Consider the following 16,268-nt stretch of genomic DNA (forward strand, 5'->3'; position numbering starts at 1 on the left):
CCCCCCCCCCCCCCCCCCTTTTTTTTTTGCGGGCCCGGGGGGTTTTTTTTTTCCCCCCCCCCCGGGGGGGGGGGCCCCCCCCCCCCCGCCCCCCCCCCCCGCTCACTTGGCGTCTGCCTTATCAAGAGGCAGTGTTGGGACGATGAAGATGTTCGCTTCCCCGACAAGACGGTCTTGAGGAACTCGGAGCTGACCGATCCGCGATCACGCTGCCTCCGCCGCTGCATCCAGCGAACTTGCGTCACAATTCGACTCTAGAAGAGAGATGAACCGCGCAAGGACTCCGAGGCCCGATGGAAGCCAGTGAAGCAAGACGTTTTGTCGTTCTCGACTTCTACCGCTTCGTCGCCGCGCTCGGGGTCTTCATCTTCCACCTGAAGCTGATCGACACGGGCATTTCGCCGGCCTGGAGCGGGTCCTACGGCCTGTTCGTGGATATGTTCTTCATCCTGTCCGGCTTCGTGATCTCCTATTCCTACCCGTCCGACGCGCGTGGCGTGGCGGCCTACTCCCGGTTCATGATCCGTCGCATCGCGCGGATCTATCCGCTGCACCTGCTGAGCTTGCTCATCTTCGTGGTGCTCATCGGCGTCGGCCTGGAGCGCACGGTCCGCTCGACCCCGCTGGACTTCCTGTACAACCTTCTGCTGCTCCAGGCCTGGGGCGTCACCGACCATCTCAGCTTCAACTCGCCGTCCTGGTCGATCAGCGCCGAATTCTTCTGCTATCTGGTGTTTCCGCTGCTGATGCTGCTTGCGCGCAAGGTCCAACCGGTCGTGCTTGGCGCGATCGTCGCAGCGCTCTATCTGGTCCTTGCCCACGGCCATCTGCCGATCTGGCAGGAACGGTCGCAGATGTATGGCGCCAATTTCGACTACGGGATGCTCCGCGCGCTGCCGAGCTTCCTGAATGGCATCCTGCTCGCCATTCTATTTCGGATGTCGCATCCCTATCGGCACAAGCGGATGATCTTCGCCGGCATCGGCACGTTCGGCCTCTCCGTGCTCGTCCTCAACGTCTTCGCCAAGCCGGATCTGGCCATCGTCCTGTTCTCCTGCGCGATCCTGCTCACTGCGGTCGGCGAAAGCGCCTTCAGGCAGTTTCCGGGTGCCCGCCTGCTCGGACGGCTCGGCAACACCTCTTATGCGATCTACATGCTGCATGATGCGGTTCTCATTGCCGTGTTCAAGCCGTTGTGGACCTGGCTCGGACTGCGGCCTGATCAGTTCGGCCTGTTCACCCTGGCGTGCTGTGTGGTCCTGACCGTGATCTCGGACCGCACCTACGCTTATTTCGAAAATCCGGCGCGGCGCTTCATCAACCGCTGGGCCGACATCGGTGCCGCATCCTCGCGCAAGGCGGCCGCAACCGACACCTCCGTCCGCTTTGACAACACCACCGAACGGGCGGTCAACTGACCGCCTGCCGATGACATGAGGGCGTTCAGGCGACCTTGCCGTCGGCCTCCGGCACAGCCCGCATCGCGCTCTCGCCCAGCAGCGGTGCGATGTTGGCGCGGGACAGCTCCATGACGTCAGGCAGCATCTGACGCACCTTCCCGCCGACGGCTTCGTGTGTGCCCAGGAAGTGCAGCACGAACTTCTCAAAGCTGTCGTCGACCAGGAACTGGGCCGGCGACAGCAGCAGCGATTCGCTGACGCCAAAGTGCGCGAACAGGCCCTGGAACTTGTCCTGATAGGTGATCGCTGCGACGGGCGTGCCCTGCCCCAGCGCCGCAATCGCCAGATGCATGCGCCCGGTGATCACGCCGTCGACCAGACCGACGACGGCCTTGATCTCGCCCGCCGATAGCGCCTGATCGACATGGTGCACGTGATCGCCGAGCGTGGGCTTGAGGCGGTCGGCCAGCGGCCGCAGGCAATTGTCGTCGGCGATCTCGGGGCGGTAATCATGTGCGAGCAACAACCAGCTTGCGTTGTGCTCCCGGGCAAGCCGCTCCATGGCGACCGCCGCGAGCTCTATCATGTGCCGCAGCTTGGCCGGCTCCGGCTTCCTGAACAACATCGGATGGATGTTGAAGACGAAGACCTTGCGACCTTGCTCGCGTTGTCGCGCGATCGTCGCCGCGATCTGCTTCACTGCGGCCGTCTCCGCCCGCGACGTCAGCATGAACGCCGCGTCGGCGACCAGGTGGGCGCGTTTCCGGGCGAAATCGTCGAAACGCTGAAGAGATATCGCATCGCGCAGGTTCAGGACCACGCCCGGATCCAGCAGCCGGAAAACCTCGCGCAGCGCTTTTGCCGGGCGGGAATTGAAACTGAATCCGAGCACGCTGACCTTGGCGCCGAATGCCGCCATCAGGTCCGCGACGAGCAGCATGCGCGCGGCATCCACCGGCGAATAGTAGCCGTCGAGGACGTCGGCGCCGAGAACCAGCCCGAAATCCGGCCTGGTGAGCGACAGCTCCTGAGCGACTGTCTCGTACGAAAACGGCTGCCGCCAGAGTTCGAGCGGCTTGAAGCCCATCGCGCGCACGTCCGCGCTGGCCGCTGCGGTCGCGGTGACGATGTAGACCTCGAGGTTCGGATAGGTCCGCCTCACCTCCCCGGTGGCCGCCTCGATCATGGCCTCATCGCCTCGCGATTGACGAACGCTCCAGGGATCGGAAGGAAGCACGACGAGCCGGCGCGGATCGTTGCGCGGCGCGGCGTTGACGCCGACGTCACTCCGGGCGTTCTGCCATCTGCGCAGCTCGAGCAAATCGAGCGCCAGCGGCGTATTCTTGGCGCTGTTGAGCCAGCCTCTGAGCTGCCTGCGTACGGGCACCGGGATCAATTGCTTCACGATAGTCTCCTCGTCTTCATCAAGCGGTCGCACCGCGCTTCACGACGAAATCAATCAGGGAGAGGAGCTGCTTCCGCCAGAACAGCAGAAGGCCCGTCAGATAGGTCGCGCCAAAACAGGACGACAGCAGCCCGATCCGCAAATAGGGGTTCATGCCCGGCGTCGCCTCCCGGCACAGCACGACCGCGCCGTAGGCCAGAACGATGGCGCAAAGGCAGCCCGCGATGGGACGCAGAAACTGGCTCCAGCTCAAGCCAAGCAGCCGAAGCGCCAGCGCAAACGTGACGGGGGTCACCACCAGCTGCGAGAACGCGAAGATCGTTGCCAGTTGCCCAATGTCGCGCGACGGAAGCAGGAACATGGCCGGCACGACCGTACAGAATTTCAGGATGTTGAGCCCAAAGACATAGTTCGGCTTGCCCAGCGCGCCGAAATAGGCGCTGTTGACGAACTGCACCGTCTGGACCGCGCCGATCAGCATCAGCGGCTGCATCACGGCTTCGCTGCCGCCCCATTTTGCGCCAAACAGCAGCAAAGAGAACTCCGGCGCGATCGCCGCGAGCAGCACGAAGACCGGAGATCCGATCAGCGCGCCGAGACTGACGCTGCGCAGATAAGCGCCTGCGATGCGATCCCGCTCGTGCGCGATCTTGGACAAGGCGCTCAGCGCGACGTCCATGACCGCCTGGGTGAGCAGTTGCATCAGGATCAGGTAGACCCTCGCCCCAACCGTGTAGATGCCGAGCGCCGCGACGCCATAGAGCGACAGGATGATCATGTCGATGGTGCGCACGATGGCGAAGTCCAGCAGCCGGTTCAGCATGACGTGGATGCTGTAGCCGGAGAGCTTGCGGAAGCTCTTCAGATCGTAGCCGCGCATCGGCAACCATCGCGGCTGGCTCCAGAGCCACAAGCCGCTGATCGCGCTCTGAACGACCACCTGGATCACGAGGCTGAGGGCGCCAAACCCGGCATAGGCACAGGCGATCCCCACGACGCCGGAGACGGCTGTCGCCACCATGGTCCTGACCGCGAGCACGCGAAAGTCCATCTGGCGCTTGTAGAGCGCCTCCTGGAACAGGGTCGCGGTACCGATCGGAAGCGAGAGACTGGCAGCCGTCAGCAGCGGCGCGAGCCCCTTCACGTCGAACCAACGCTCGATATGTGTCGCGAGGAGTGCAATCAGAACGGCCAGCAGCACCGAGGCTGCAAACGAGCAGAAGAACGGCAGCGTCACATCGGCAGGCTCGAGCGTCCGCCGCTGGATCAACGCATCACCGAAGCCGAATTCGGCGATGGAGCTCAAAAGCAGCAGGACGAAGGCGACCAGCGCCGCAAGACCGAAATCCGCGGGATCGAGCAGCCGAGCCAACACCAGGAACAGCACGAACGACAATGCGCGGCCGCCCCAATTCTGCGCGAGCGACCAAAACAGCGCCACCACGACCTGATGTTGCCTGCCTCGAGTGACGTTCATCAACAATTCGACCCAATTTCGATCCAGACGACGCGACTGTGATTATGACGCGCCACCGCTTGTCGCCGCTCACAACGGCGACTGATTGCTCGCGACATTACGACGGAGTGATGACAATCAGATGAGCGCCATCTTGATTCCGATTTAGAGTGGAAGTGAGTTCAAATCGTGGACTACACTCCGATCGCTCTCTGCGATGTGATGCAAAATGGATGCCTTGATGAATTCGTCCGCCCCGCTTTCTATCCCCAATTCCAGGCGCCTGCGTGTGGCGATCTATGCACCGCATTTTGCAGAATATTCCTACCGGCTCGCTGCAGGATTGGCTCACCATTGCGACGTCAGGCTCGTGCTCAACCGCAAGGATGCCAACCAGCAATGGGAACTGGCCGATATCGCGGTTGCGGCTCCCTTCGAAACCCGGGTTCGCGATTTGAGCCTGCGCCGCGGCGGCGTGCTCGGCATCCCGGCCTCTTTCTTCGACATAATTTCGTTTCGTCCGGACGTCGTTCATTGTCATGAAGTTCCGGAGATCTACACGTCCAAGCTGATCCAGTTCCTTCGCCCACTCGGCATTCCCCTGGTGCTTACGGTTCACGATGCTATCCCGCATTCGGAAGGCGGCTCCGGCACCTCGCCACGCGAGGACGGCTGGCGCGGACGCATGCGCGCCGCCGCCTCGATCGTCACGACTCATGGCGAGAGTTGCATTGCCGATTTTCGTCGCGCCTCGCCCGACTTCAACGGCGCAACAGTCTCCAGCATGCACGGCGTGCTCATGGTTCCACCGGCCAGAGGTACGGTCGCGGCGCCCGAAGCCGCGCGCATCCTGTTTTTTGGACGGATGTGGGCCTATAAGGGCCTCGACGTCTTCATCGACGCGATCGACATGTTGGCCAAGCGCGGCGTGCCGCATGAGGCGATCGTCGCCGGCCGCGGCCCGGAAATGACACGGCTCGGGGCGCGGATGGAAGCGATGCCGACGGTCAAGACCATCAACGCCTACATTTCGCCCGCCGACACCGGACAGCTGTTTCAATCCGCCACCGTGGTCGCCCTGCCCTACAAGGATGCAACGCAGAGCGGCGTGCTTGCCTCCGCTTACGGCAACGCGCGTCCCGTCGTTGCCAGCGCCACCGGCGGCATTCCCGACGTCGTCACCGACGGAGTCAACGGGCTGCTGGTTCCTCCGGGTGACGCCACTGCATTGGCCGATGCACTCGAACGCGTGCTGACCTCGAAGCCGCTTGTCGCGACATTGACCGACGGCGCACGGCAAACCGCGGCCGGCCTCCTGAACTGGGACCGCATCGCCGAACAGCTGCTGGGGTCCTATCACAAGCTCGCCGGCCGTACCGTGAGCTGACCGCGACAGGCACGCGGTCGCTCAAACCGATTGCCCGACCTTCAGCGGTCGAAAGAACATGCCACGGCTCGCGCCGTCCAGCAGTCGCCTCAGCCTGACCTCGATGAGCTCATAACTGATCGCGCTTGCGACCAACGACATCACCAGCCCGAGCACGATGAAGGCGGCCCACAGCAACCAGCGATCGACGCCGGCTGCGACCAGCTTCAGGCCGATCACCTGCAACGGGAAGAGCACGAACGGATGCACGAGATAGAGGCTGTAGCTGATCTGACCGACATATTGCAGGGCTGGCGCGCTCAGAGCCCTGCCGAGGCCCGACCCCGGGGCAAGCACCATGCCGAACAGCAAGAATCCGGGAAGCAGCCCCACGAACGGGTGAAACAGCGCCAGGCTTGCATACATGGCCACTCCGCAAGCCAGGCCCACGGCCAAGCCAAGACGTCCCGGCATGCGAATGCGAAAGCCGGTGGCGCTGAAGAGCATACCGACGCAGAAGAACGCTGTGATCGGCCAATGCAGCAGGCAAGCGATGCCCAGCAGGATCAGGGGGGCTGCCAGCATCTTGCCTCCGACGCGCAGCATCGAGAACGTCACTGCAAACCAGATATAGAATGCCCACTCATAGGTCAGTGTCCAGGCATTCTGCTGGGCAATGGGCAGGCCAAGCGCGTCCTGGACGAAAAACAGATTGGCCGCGAAAATACCGAGATAGCTCGTCAGGTCGATTCCACGGAAGAACTTGTAGCCGACGATCGGACCTATCGCGAACAGCGCAAGATGCAGGACGACGAACACCGGCATGATGCGCAGGACGCGATCGAAGAAAAATCGCGACAGCGAGCCATGCCGCACCAGGCTGGCCGGGATCAGGAAGCCGCTGATCATGAAGAACAGCTCCACGCCATGCCCCCCGACATTGATGACCGATTGTAGCCAGAGCCAGAGCGGCGGCAGGAAGCCGGGATCCGGGATGTCGTACATGCCTCCCTTCGGCATATCGTAGAAATGATCCATCAGTACGCTCAGCGCCGCAACGCCGCGCAGCCCCTGGACCGACGGAACGAACGATCCGTCGTAGGCGGCGCCCGGCTGGTGCGGCGCGTGACTCATTCTGCAGCACCCTGAGCACTGAGGGCAGGCTCGAGAACGACCTTCGTTCTCCGTGCCGAACGAAACCTCTGTCCGAAGGCAATGCTGGGCTTCTCGACGTATGTAAACGTCATCCAGCTGACCAGGATCGACAACGCAAGGATCAGGGTCAAGAAGATTGCCCATCCGAGCGGCCCGTCGCCAAACCATCCGAGGCGATGGATGAAGACGATCGCGAACGGCGACATCAGGTAGACCGAATAGCTGATCACGCCGACGAATGCCATCGGGCGCCATGCCATTCGCTCGCCGAACACGGCAAAGCCGATGAAGACGAGCGCCGCGCAGACATAGGCCGCTGCGATCGAATAGCTGTAGAAGAAGTTCTCGTGGTACACGCCTCCGAACCGCCGGTCGGCGAGGGCGATGGCGAAGATCGCATACAGGGCCGTGCAGACCGCCACGTGGGACCATCGCAGCTTTCCGCCGATGACGGTGTCGCGGATGATCTTGCCCAGGAGCATCGCCGACAGGTTCAGCCCGACCTCCATCACCGAGGAAACGGCCCTATTCTCAACCAGGAGCGCAGCGATGGTTCCGACCAGCGCGGCCGCAACGACGATCGTCACCGCCGTGAAGCGCCGGTTCAGCAGCCCCATCGCAAACAGAATGGTGCATCCGACATAGAACAGCAGCTCGATCGCCAGCGTCCAATAGAAGACCCAGAGGTTCGGGACGTTCACGAAGGTCTGCAACATCGTCACGTTCGCGGCGACCTGCCCGAGCGGATAGATCTTCGAATCCAGCAGCTGCATCGTCACGAGCCCGACTATGAGCGAGGTCCAGTAAGCCGGGTAGAGCCGGAAGAAGCGGCTGATCGCGAAGTCCCGCACGGGCGTGGCGCTGTCCGGGAAGCTGAACGGAATGACGAAGCCGCTGACGAAGAAGAACAACACCACGCCGAACCGGCCAAAGTTCATGTAGTAGCCGAACACATCGTGGATGGGCCAGTAATAGGCACCCGTCGGGTGCTTCTCGACGATCACCTCGAACACATGCTGGACCAGGACTGACAACACGGCAATGCCGCGCAGCGTGTCGATGAATGCGAGCCGTCTATGCATCATTCGTTCTCACCTGCTTCCGCTCGCCGCCGGCATATCCGGACGGAAGCCTTCCAATGACGGCATCGGCGGCCGCACGACAATCGGCACGGCGTCGCCCGCCCACCCGAAGGTCGCGCGGCGCGAGAACACTTCGCTGAAGCTCAATGCGATGATCAGGAGGCCGGATGCCGGGCCGTAGTTCAACACCGTGATCGTAAACATGTTGACGACGAAGATCAGCGTCAACTTGTACACGTCGGTTGCTCCAAACGTCGATCGGAACACCATTACCATGAATGCGACAAAGGGGAGCCCGAACATCAGATAGGTCCCGATGTAGAAATTGTCGACGGGCACCCAAAATGGCGCGAGCGGCGAGAACAGCTGCTGCGGATAGTTGAAGCAACCTGCACCACAGCCGGTCACGAGGCCGATGGGCATGAGCTGAGTGAGGTAGATAAACGGCTTTTGCCAGCTGTTGTTGATGCGATCGAGGATGCTGAAGAGGGTCGAATGCGACACCGCGGCGGTCCCGGAAGCGACCACGATCATGAAGAACGGCACGAAGATCGACGCATACGACCACAGCGCGATGGTCCGGATCGCGGGAAAGCGCGACCTCTCAGGCAGCATCCGCACCAACACCAGCAGAATCAAGTAGAGCACGAGGACGATCATGGTCGTCTTGCTCGTGGTCAGCTTGATGGCATAGATCGCGATGGAACCGAGCAGCAAGCACCAAGACGTTCTCATGCGAATAGACGTGATCGCGAACGACACCAGGATGAAGAAGGCAGCCATGGTGTTGTCGGCAGCAAAGCCCATCAGGCGCTGGTCGTCGCCACCATAGGCCCACCACAACCTGCCGGCCTCGCGCACCGCGCCGAAGGACTCGTATTTGTAGCCCACCCAGGGCATCAGGTAGAATTTCGTCAGGAAAACACCGATCACCGACAGGTAGAAGGTAACCGCGATGACCGACAGAAGCTTCTTGTATGAGCCGAGACTCGAATCGCAAAAGCAGAATCCGACGAACACCGGCAGCATCATCTTGAACGATGAGACCGCTGCGTTGACCGTACCCAGCATGAAATAGCCGAGCACGAGCGACAGCATGATCTGCACCAAGACCAGAAAGGCCAGGGTACTACGATTGCGCAAGATGCAATGGACGAAGAACTGGATGAGGCAAAGAAGCGCAATGGCGTCGGGTACGTACCAGAGCGCGTTCATGTGATAGATGCTGGTGTAATAGCGGATCACGCCGCCAAAGGCGTCGCGGACCAGATAGGCTCCGAGCGCGATTGCCTCGATGTTGAGGCTGATCAAGGTGATTTTCGGCCGATGCAGCGCGAGGATCGTCATATCAGGTTCAGTTCGTCAGCCGCGCCGATTGCGCGGGAGATCGCGCGAAATCCCGACGGCTTCCAAGCGCATTTCGCATGAACTTGCCGCCGGGGATTTCGACGTAAAGATAAGTGAAGTGCGAGACCGCCAGCACGGCGGCCAGCGAGACCACGAGGTTCAAGGTCGCCGGCAGGCCCGCCCAGACCGTATCCAGCGCAGCGATCCGCCCTGCCCCGACGGCCCGCACGAAATATTCGGCGAGCAGCACCACGAGCGCATGCACCATGTAGATCGAGTAGGACCGTTTGCCGAGCCAGACCAGAGGCTTGACCACCAGGATCCGCGGCACCAGCAGCGCGTCAGGAAAGGCCAGCAAGCTACCGAGGAAGATCGCGAACGTCACCGGCGCAAGGAACGTTGCCGCGGGATTGGTCTCCGCCAGGGACACCAGCACGATGCTCGCGATCATGGCGACAAATTGCAGCGCGCCCTGCACGGGACGACCCGGCTTGGCCGGCAGGCGATCGACGATTCTCACCGTCAGCACGCCCAGGAAGAAGCTCACGAAGCAGCGCAGGATGCCGAAATCGGTCTGAAGCCCGAGGCTCCTCTTGTCCAGTACGAAGATGATGACGACCAGGCTTCCGATCGCAAGCGCCCCGCAGAAAACGTAGAACCAGAGCAGGGACCGCATGCGCTGGGCGAGCAGCACGATCAGGCCAAACACCAGATATGTATAGAATTCGACGCTGATACTCCAGCTCGGCGCGTTCCAGCTGAGATAGTCGATGAACCCCATCGAATGCAGCAGCAGGACGTTGAGACCGAAGGAATAGGCATTGTTCACCTCGAACGCCGCCGGCGCGGCCACCACGACGCCGGCCATGACCAAACCGATCCGCAGGAGTCGAAACAGAAGATTTGCGATCAGCATGACGATGTGCAGCGGATAGACCCGCGCCAGTCGCCGTACCATGAACTCGCGCAGTGAGAAGCGTCCAAAGTCGCTCTCGACGTAGCTGAGCGACATGACGATCCCGCTGAGAACGAAGAACAGATCGACCAGTAGCCAGGAGCTTCTGAAGAACGAGCAGTTGATCCACGCATTGTGCGGGAACGCCGCGAGGAAGGTCGGCATCAGCAGCAAATGGTGAATCACCACCGACGTCGCGGCGATCCCCCGAATGCTGTCGAGCGGCAGGACATGCGCCTTCTCACGATGAACCATCTCCGTCACATCTACATTCCCAGCCATTGCACCGCAGCAGTGTGTATCAGGTCTTGCGCGTGTTCAATCTCCGCGATCGCGGACTCACATTCGACGCATGAGGGGCGACGATAATTTCAACGCTCGCAGGTCATTCGGACATGCGAGCGCCAAGTTCACGCCACTTTCACCCTGAGATCGACGTGCGTCGCGCGCAAATCAATTCGAGCGAGATGATTGCGAGTATTTGCGCGCAAAGTGTGCGCGAAATTCGGCGCTGTTGCGATCAACCCGGCCACGAAGACATTTGAGCTTTTCGCATGCACGTTGCTGCGCATATCGCGCTGATAATCTTTCGCAGACGGGAACAATGACTCGCGTGACGACTTGTGTCGGTTTTGCGACGCAGGCTCGCAGCACTTCGACGTGCAACGCCTCAAATGTTTTCAGTTTGCAACATTCCTAAGCAGCGGAATGCCGATCTCGCAGGCATTGCATATCTTCCTTTTGCAACCGAGCAGGAAACGGCATTACGCGTTGTCGTAGAGCATATGCATGCAGCTTTTGCGTCGCACAAAAATTGACACAGTTACCTGCCAGATCTCGTGCGTTCTCCTTATTGCGCCAGGGAGGAAGGGACACGGATGGGTTGCGGACTGACACGTCGTCTTGCGAGATTGCGATGGCTACCAATCATCTTGGCAGGTTCAGCCTTGATGGTCGGGAGTATCGATGCTTGCCGCGCCCAGTGCGTCGAACTTTCCGATCGTGCCTCACAGCTCGAACTCGACACATTCGTAAAATCGCCCTTCTCGCTCCTGGAGCGGCTGCGTAATGACAAGGAGAAGCTGAGATATCGGCTATCCAACTATATCGCCACGAACCCGTCGGTGTTGCCATCCGTACAGGCGCTCATCTCCACTTCGGCTTCTACCGATCGCTCGTCCATCGGCGCCGCGCTGAGGATTGCCGAAGGGCGATGCACGTCGAAGAAGCCGGACGCCGCACGCAAGATCAGGGATTTCGTGCAGCGGATCGGCGATCTCAGCGTGCAGGCAGGCTACGCCGCCGCTGGAGATGACGCCTCCGGCGCCCAGGCTCAATCGCAAGACAAGGGCCCTGTGCAACCGCCTCGAGGCGGAGCGCTGCTCGAAGGCGAGTGGAAGACCAAGCTGGCCAACCCGTTCAAGCCCGTTCCCCTTCCGAATTGATCAGCGATCGTCAAAAGGCAGCGAATTAACAAATGTATCAGCCTAGAGAACATTTCCAGTCGGGACACCGATTCGGCATCGAATTCGGCGGGGCCGTCCTCAGCTTCGAGCGCGTGACCGACGTCCTGCGCCGGCAATGGCCGATCATCGCAGCCTGTACTGGTGCCTCGCTGGCCCTGGTGATCGTCTATCTGGTCACGGCGCAACCCATGTACACGGCGAATGCCCGCATCATGATGGATACGCGCCAGGCCCAGGTGCTGGACAAGGACAGCAACGCCAACAGCGCCCTGATCGACACAGGCTATGTCGACAGCCAGGTGGAGGTGATCAATTCGGACGACCTGATCCTTTCGGTTGTCCGTCGCCTGAAGCTGACTGAGGATCCGGAGTTCAACGGCTCCAAACCAAGCCTTCTGTCCATTGTCCTTGGCAAGGTCATGTCGCTGTTCAGTTCCGGCGAACCGGGGTCGCAGGAGCAGCTCGAACATGCCGTGGTCGAAGCGGTCCAGAAGAACCTGAGAACCGAGCGCGTCCTGACGACCTATGTCTTGTCGCTGAACTATCGCTCCCGGAGCCCCGACAAGGCCGCCAAGATCGTCAACGCCATTGCCAATGCCTATCTGGTCGGCGCGCTGGAAGCCAAATATCAGTCCACCAAGCGGGCAACCGAATGGCTTCAGCAGCGCAGCATCGAGCTGAGTGAGCAGGCAACCGCCAGCGACCGTGCCGTGCAGACCTTCAAGGCCGAGCACAACATCGTCGGAACCAGCCGCGGCCTGATGTCCGAACAGCAATTGTCCGACCTCAATACCCAGCTGGTTCAGGCGCGCTCGACGAGCGCCGAAGCCAAGGCCAAACTCGACCGGATCAACACGATTTCGGACCAGGATGTCGCACAATCCACCGTGACCGATGCCCTCAACAATTCGGTCATCACCCGCCTGCGCGCGCAATACCTCGATCTCGCAGCTCAGTATGCCGATTGGTCCAAGCGGTATGGCAAGACCCATCTTGCCGCCGTCAATGTGGCCAATAAGATGGAGGAAATCCGCAAGAACATGGCGGACGAACTGCATCGGATCGGAGACGCTTATCGCAGCGACTACGAGATCGCCAAGAGCCGGGAGGCTTCTCTCGACAATAGCGTGAAGGATCTCGTCGCCCAGGCCGGCCACACCGGCCAGGCCGAAGTCCAGTTGCGCGACCTCGAAAGTGCGGCCGACACCTATCGCAATCTCTACAACAATTTCCTCGAGAAGCTGCAAAGCGCGACGCAAAATCAGAGCTTTCCGCTGAGCGAGTCGCGCCTCATCAGCACCGCCAACAAGCCGGATCGCAAGAGCTCGCCGCGTACGGTCCTGGCGCTGGTCGGTGGTCTAGTGGGCGGCCTCTGCCTCGGCTTCGGCGTCGCGTTTGGTCGTGAAATGCTAAGCGATGTTCTGCGGACGCCCGGAGAGGTCGAGGATGAGCTCGGCGTCAAGTGCCTCGGCGTCCTGCCCGACATTCGTCCACCAACCAAGACAGGCGGGTTGTTGTCGACGTCCGCGAAGACCGGTTCACCCAACCTGTCCCGCTACGTCGTCGATCATCCGTTCTCGCGGTTTGCCGAGACGTTGCGCAACATCAAGGTGTCGATCGACGTTGCGCGCCTGACCCGCGAGATCAAGGTGATCGGCATCGTATCGTCCCTCCCCAAGGAGGGAAAAACGACGGTGGCGGCCAATTTCGCACAGTTGGTCGCCCTCACCGGACATCGCACGATCCTGATCGACGGCGACCTGCACACGCGCTCGCTCACGCGCGAGCTCGCGCCGAACGCCACGACCGGACTGGTCGAGGCGCTCAACGATCCGGCCAGCCTGGGCTACCGCGTGCAACGAAGCAAGGAGACAGGGCTTGATTTCCTGCCGTCCGTCGTGGCCTCCCGCATGGTCAATTCGGCCGACGTCATTGGATCGAAGGCGATGGCCGAGTTGCTCAAGGTGCTGAAAGAGCACTATGAGTACATCGTGATCGACCTTGCGCCGGTGATGCCGGTGGCGGATGCAAAGGCCGTCAGCTTCCTGATCGACGCCATGGTCTACGTGATCGAATGGGGGCAGACGACACGAAGCGCTCTTCAGGAATCGATTTCGGGATCGGAAGTTCTGCAGAAGAAACTGCTCGGCGCCGTGCTCAACCGCGCCAACCCGAAGATGCTCAAGCGCATCGAGGCGTATAAGGGCAAGCACCACAACAGTTACTACGTCGAGCATGCCTGAAGCATGACCCGGAAATGTCCGCAGCGGTTTTCCGAGACGATCATGCTCAGACGACGACCCAAAAGCGCGATGACGATTGATCCTGTTCGCATCGCCCTTTAGACGAGGCGACGTCGCGCCGAACTGGAACACCCTCGGGCCCGCGGCCATTTGGCAGCGGGCCTTTTTGCGTTTCGCGGAACTGTTGTCTGAAGGCGATCGATGGCGCCTACGCGTACGAGGCCGAAGATGGCGCCGAGCCTGCCGCGAGAGCGGAGGCCCCCGTAGTCGTCCGGAATCCACAAACTACGGTTGTTGGCATAGCCAAAAGCAAGGATTGACGAAGACAACGATGGTTAGGACAATGCGCCAATTGGCAACCCTTCATCGGCAAGACGAGGCAATCCGGGTCCTCGATGCGTCAAACTGCCGAAACTTTTAGCATCTTTCTTTCTGGGTTCCGTGAGGCTAGTCTTATCCTATATTTTTAGTTCTTTGCCGGTGGGCTCGGATGCTGATTGTCCTGACAATTCTGATGATTTGGGTTATGCTCAACATCCTGTTTGTGTTGATCGTTGTTCCCCCGCGCAAACCGCGCCCGCAGGCGATGGCGACGACGCTCTCGCCCGAGCCCATCGACCGGAGCCAGCGGGAAATCGAGCAGGACGAACCCTTCTCGGCCCGCCATGTCATCGTTTCCGTTGCGATGGGGGCTTTCTTCGTGCTGGTGCCGCCGTTGCTCGCCTTGCGCGATGCGATCATGCGGCTCTTCAGCAGGTCGTCGAGAGACGGAACCTGATTCTTCGATCCGGTTCCGGGCAGTGAAGTGCTGAGCGACTAGTAGGCTTCCTGGAACATCACGGCGGACGCTGTCCGGACCATGATCTTCAGGTCGAGCCAGATGCTCCAGTTGCTGACGTACCAGACATCATACTCGACCCGCTTCTCCATCAGATCGATCGTCGGCGTTTCCCCCCTGAAGCCGTTCACCTGGGCCCAGCCCGTCAGACCCGGCTTCATGTGGTGGCGGTAAACGTACTTGCTGATGAGCTCGTCGTAGTAATTGTCATGAGCAAGTGCGTGCGGACGCGGCCCGACCAGCGACATGTCCCCGCGCAGCACGTTCCAGAGCTGCGGCAATTCGTCGATGCTCGTCATACGGAGGAAGCGCCCGATCTTGGTGACGCGGGCATCCTGCTTGGTCGCCTGAGCAATCGCCTCGCCGTTCTCGCAAACGGTCATGCTGCGGAACTTCCAGATCTCGAACGGCCTGCCATTGAAGCCGCGGCGCGACTGGCGAAATATGACCGCCCCCGGGGAATCAAGCTTGATCAGCATGGCAACAGTGAGCAAAAGCGGCGTCAGGATCACGAGCGCGAACAGAGCCACGCCGACATCGAGACAGCGCTTCTGCAACCGCTCGAGAATGGTGAGCGGCGGCCGCTGGATTTCGACCGCTACAGTTCCACTCACCGGCAGGAAGGGGCGAGCCACCAGATCGGCGATCGGATCGTCCGGCAGCAGGCGTATCGGCTGCGGGACCGCGCGCAGATAGGGCCCGAGCTTGCGGAGCATCGGCAATTCGTTCCAGTCGATCGCAAGCAGGTATTCATCGACATCGGCCGAGCGCGACTGACGGATCACGTCGCGAATCTGCCGCTCCCAATGGCCGTCATCCAGCTCGTCGCCAAGCACGAAATGGCGCATCACGTCGAAGCCGTTTCTCCGCAGGTCCTTGAAGCGGCTGGAGGTGAAGTCGAGCGGCTTGAGGCTGAGCAGGATGACCTTGCGATCGACCAGCCGGCTTCTCGCAAAGGTTGTAGCGAACACCGCCTGCCAGACGAAGCGAAGGCTGACCAAGCCAAGTCCGCCGATCACGGCGAACACGATGACGGTGCCGCGGGACAGATTGTCGGTTGATTTCAGCAGGAAGGCCGCAACGGCAAGGATCGTCAGTGACGTCAGCCAGATAAACACCGCCTTTCGAAGCTGCCAGACGATGTTGAGCAGCCGGTGCGTGGCATAGACGTCCCGGAAATAGGCGACCGCGACGAACACCACGCCGACGAATAATCCCGCTCCCACCGGAGCACCGTCGGTGGGCGAAGCAACGGCTGCGCCGTACAGCGAAGCGCCGGCGGCATAGCTCAACAAGATCAGCAGAAAGTCAGCAGCCATGACGACGATCTGAAATGGCCTCTGTAGAGCGCCACCTCGCGTCGACGACAGCGCGTGAGCGTTTTCAGAACCATAAGTTGCAACAGCCATTCGAACCTCTGCCTATCGAGAGAGTGTCTGACGCTAATCGTGATGCTGAAGACTCGTCACTTCCCCGCACGGAAAGTGTTGCGTGATCGCAGCGACATTGTGGCGCTGCACGCAAAATTTTTGCGGCGCACGAATGATGTTTCTGT

At 60.9% G+C, this 16,268-nt stretch carries 12 protein-coding genes; 5 read left to right on the plus strand and 7 right to left on the minus strand.

Annotated features, from left to right (window positions below; genetic code table 11):
- Positions 1-293: 293 nt before the first annotated feature.
- Entirely contained in the window at positions 294-1,418 is a 1,125-nt protein-coding gene (locus AC0L21_RS29970; protein WP_473265228.1) for an acyltransferase family protein, read from the plus strand.
- A gap of 25 nt (positions 1,419-1,443) precedes the next feature.
- Here the strand turns inward: AC0L21_RS29970 and AC0L21_RS29975 are convergent, their stop codons facing one another.
- Entirely contained in the window at positions 1,444-2,805 is a 1,362-nt protein-coding gene (locus tag AC0L21_RS29975) for a polysaccharide pyruvyl transferase family protein (RefSeq protein ID WP_473265229.1), read from the minus strand.
- Positions 2,806-2,824: 19 nt separating this feature from the next.
- Positions 2,825-4,282 carry a lipopolysaccharide biosynthesis protein gene (locus AC0L21_RS29980; RefSeq protein ID WP_473265230.1) on the minus strand — a complete coding sequence of 486 codons (1,458 nt, stop codon included), beginning with the start codon at positions 4,280-4,282 and terminating at the stop codon, positions 2,825-2,827.
- 220 nt (positions 4,283-4,502) lie between these two features.
- On the opposite strand from AC0L21_RS29980, the gene AC0L21_RS29985 reads away from it, so the two are divergent.
- Positions 4,503-5,648, plus strand: a complete 1,146-nt coding sequence (locus tag AC0L21_RS29985) for a glycosyltransferase family 4 protein (protein WP_473265231.1) — start codon at positions 4,503-4,505, stop codon at positions 5,646-5,648.
- Between the two features lie 21 nt (positions 5,649-5,669).
- Here AC0L21_RS29985 and AC0L21_RS29990 read toward each other — a convergent pair whose 3' ends face one another.
- From AC0L21_RS29990 to AC0L21_RS30005, 4 genes are read right to left on the minus strand one after another with little or no spacing between them, the layout of a single operon-like run.
- Positions 5,670-6,761 carry an acyltransferase family protein gene (locus AC0L21_RS29990; protein ID WP_473265232.1) on the minus strand — a complete coding sequence of 364 codons (1,092 nt, stop codon included), beginning with the start codon at positions 6,759-6,761 and terminating at the stop codon, positions 5,670-5,672.
- Entirely contained in the window at positions 6,758-7,867 is a 1,110-nt protein-coding gene (locus tag AC0L21_RS29995; RefSeq protein ID WP_473265233.1) for an acyltransferase family protein, read from the minus strand. The genes AC0L21_RS29990 and AC0L21_RS29995 overlap by 4 nt, the downstream gene beginning before the upstream one ends.
- A 6-nt stretch (positions 7,868-7,873) precedes the next feature.
- On the minus strand, positions 7,874-9,211 hold the full coding sequence (locus tag AC0L21_RS30000) for a hypothetical protein (protein ID WP_473265234.1): 1,338 nt from the start codon (positions 9,209-9,211) through the stop codon (positions 7,874-7,876).
- Positions 9,212-9,218: 7 nt separating this feature from the next.
- Positions 9,219-10,421, minus strand: coding sequence for an acyltransferase family protein (locus AC0L21_RS30005; protein ID WP_473265293.1), 1,203 nt, complete (start codon positions 10,419-10,421; stop codon positions 9,219-9,221).
- A 695-nt stretch (positions 10,422-11,116) separates the two neighbouring features.
- On the opposite strand from AC0L21_RS30005, the gene AC0L21_RS30010 reads away from it, so the two are divergent.
- The 3 genes from AC0L21_RS30010 to AC0L21_RS30020 all read left to right on the plus strand — a co-directional run bounded on the left by AC0L21_RS30010 (position 11,117) and on the right by AC0L21_RS30020 (position 14,653).
- On the plus strand, positions 11,117-11,611 hold the full coding sequence (locus tag AC0L21_RS30010) for a hypothetical protein (protein ID WP_473265235.1): 495 nt from the start codon (positions 11,117-11,119) through the stop codon (positions 11,609-11,611).
- A 32-nt stretch (positions 11,612-11,643) separates the two neighbouring features.
- On the plus strand, positions 11,644-13,875 hold the full coding sequence (locus AC0L21_RS30015; RefSeq protein ID WP_473265236.1) for a Wzz/FepE/Etk N-terminal domain-containing protein: 2,232 nt from the start codon (positions 11,644-11,646) through the stop codon (positions 13,873-13,875).
- Between the two features lie 490 nt (positions 13,876-14,365).
- Positions 14,366-14,653, plus strand: coding sequence for a hypothetical protein (locus AC0L21_RS30020; protein WP_473265237.1), 288 nt, complete (start codon positions 14,366-14,368; stop codon positions 14,651-14,653).
- A gap of 38 nt (positions 14,654-14,691) precedes the next feature.
- Here AC0L21_RS30020 and AC0L21_RS30025 read toward each other — a convergent pair whose 3' ends face one another.
- On the minus strand, positions 14,692-16,122 hold the full coding sequence (locus tag AC0L21_RS30025) for an undecaprenyl-phosphate glucose phosphotransferase (protein ID WP_473265238.1): 1,431 nt from the start codon (positions 16,120-16,122) through the stop codon (positions 14,692-14,694).
- Between the last annotated feature and the right edge of the window lie 146 nt (positions 16,123-16,268).

Source organism: Bradyrhizobium sp. WSM4873 (genome assembly GCF_055811355.1).

Bases quoted from the DNA above. Each gene is read 5' to 3' on its own strand.
- AC0L21_RS29970 (WP_473265228.1), top strand. From the start codon at position 294: ATGGAAGCCAGTGAAGCAAGACGTTTTGTCGTTCTCGACTTCTACCGC.
- AC0L21_RS29980 (WP_473265230.1), bottom strand. From the start codon at position 4,282: ATGAACGTCACTCGAGGCAGGCAACATCAGGTCGTGGTGGCGCTGTTT.
- AC0L21_RS29985 (WP_473265231.1), top strand. From the start codon at position 4,503: ATGAATTCGTCCGCCCCGCTTTCTATCCCCAATTCCAGGCGCCTGCGT.
- AC0L21_RS29990 (WP_473265232.1), bottom strand. From the start codon at position 6,761: ATGAGTCACGCGCCGCACCAGCCGGGCGCCGCCTACGACGGATCGTTC.
- AC0L21_RS29995 (WP_473265233.1), bottom strand. From the start codon at position 7,867: ATGATGCATAGACGGCTCGCATTCATCGACACGCTGCGCGGCATTGCC.
- AC0L21_RS30000 (WP_473265234.1), bottom strand. From the start codon at position 9,211: ATGACGATCCTCGCGCTGCATCGGCCGAAAATCACCTTGATCAGCCTC.
- AC0L21_RS30005 (WP_473265293.1), bottom strand. From the start codon at position 10,421: ATGGTTCATCGTGAGAAGGCGCATGTCCTGCCGCTCGACAGCATTCGG.
- AC0L21_RS30010 (WP_473265235.1), top strand. From the start codon at position 11,117: ATGGTCGGGAGTATCGATGCTTGCCGCGCCCAGTGCGTCGAACTTTCC.
- AC0L21_RS30015 (WP_473265236.1), top strand. From the start codon at position 11,644: ATGTATCAGCCTAGAGAACATTTCCAGTCGGGACACCGATTCGGCATC.
- AC0L21_RS30020 (WP_473265237.1), top strand. From the start codon at position 14,366: ATGCTGATTGTCCTGACAATTCTGATGATTTGGGTTATGCTCAACATC.
- AC0L21_RS30025 (WP_473265238.1), bottom strand. From the start codon at position 16,122: ATGGCTGTTGCAACTTATGGTTCTGAAAACGCTCACGCGCTGTCGTCG.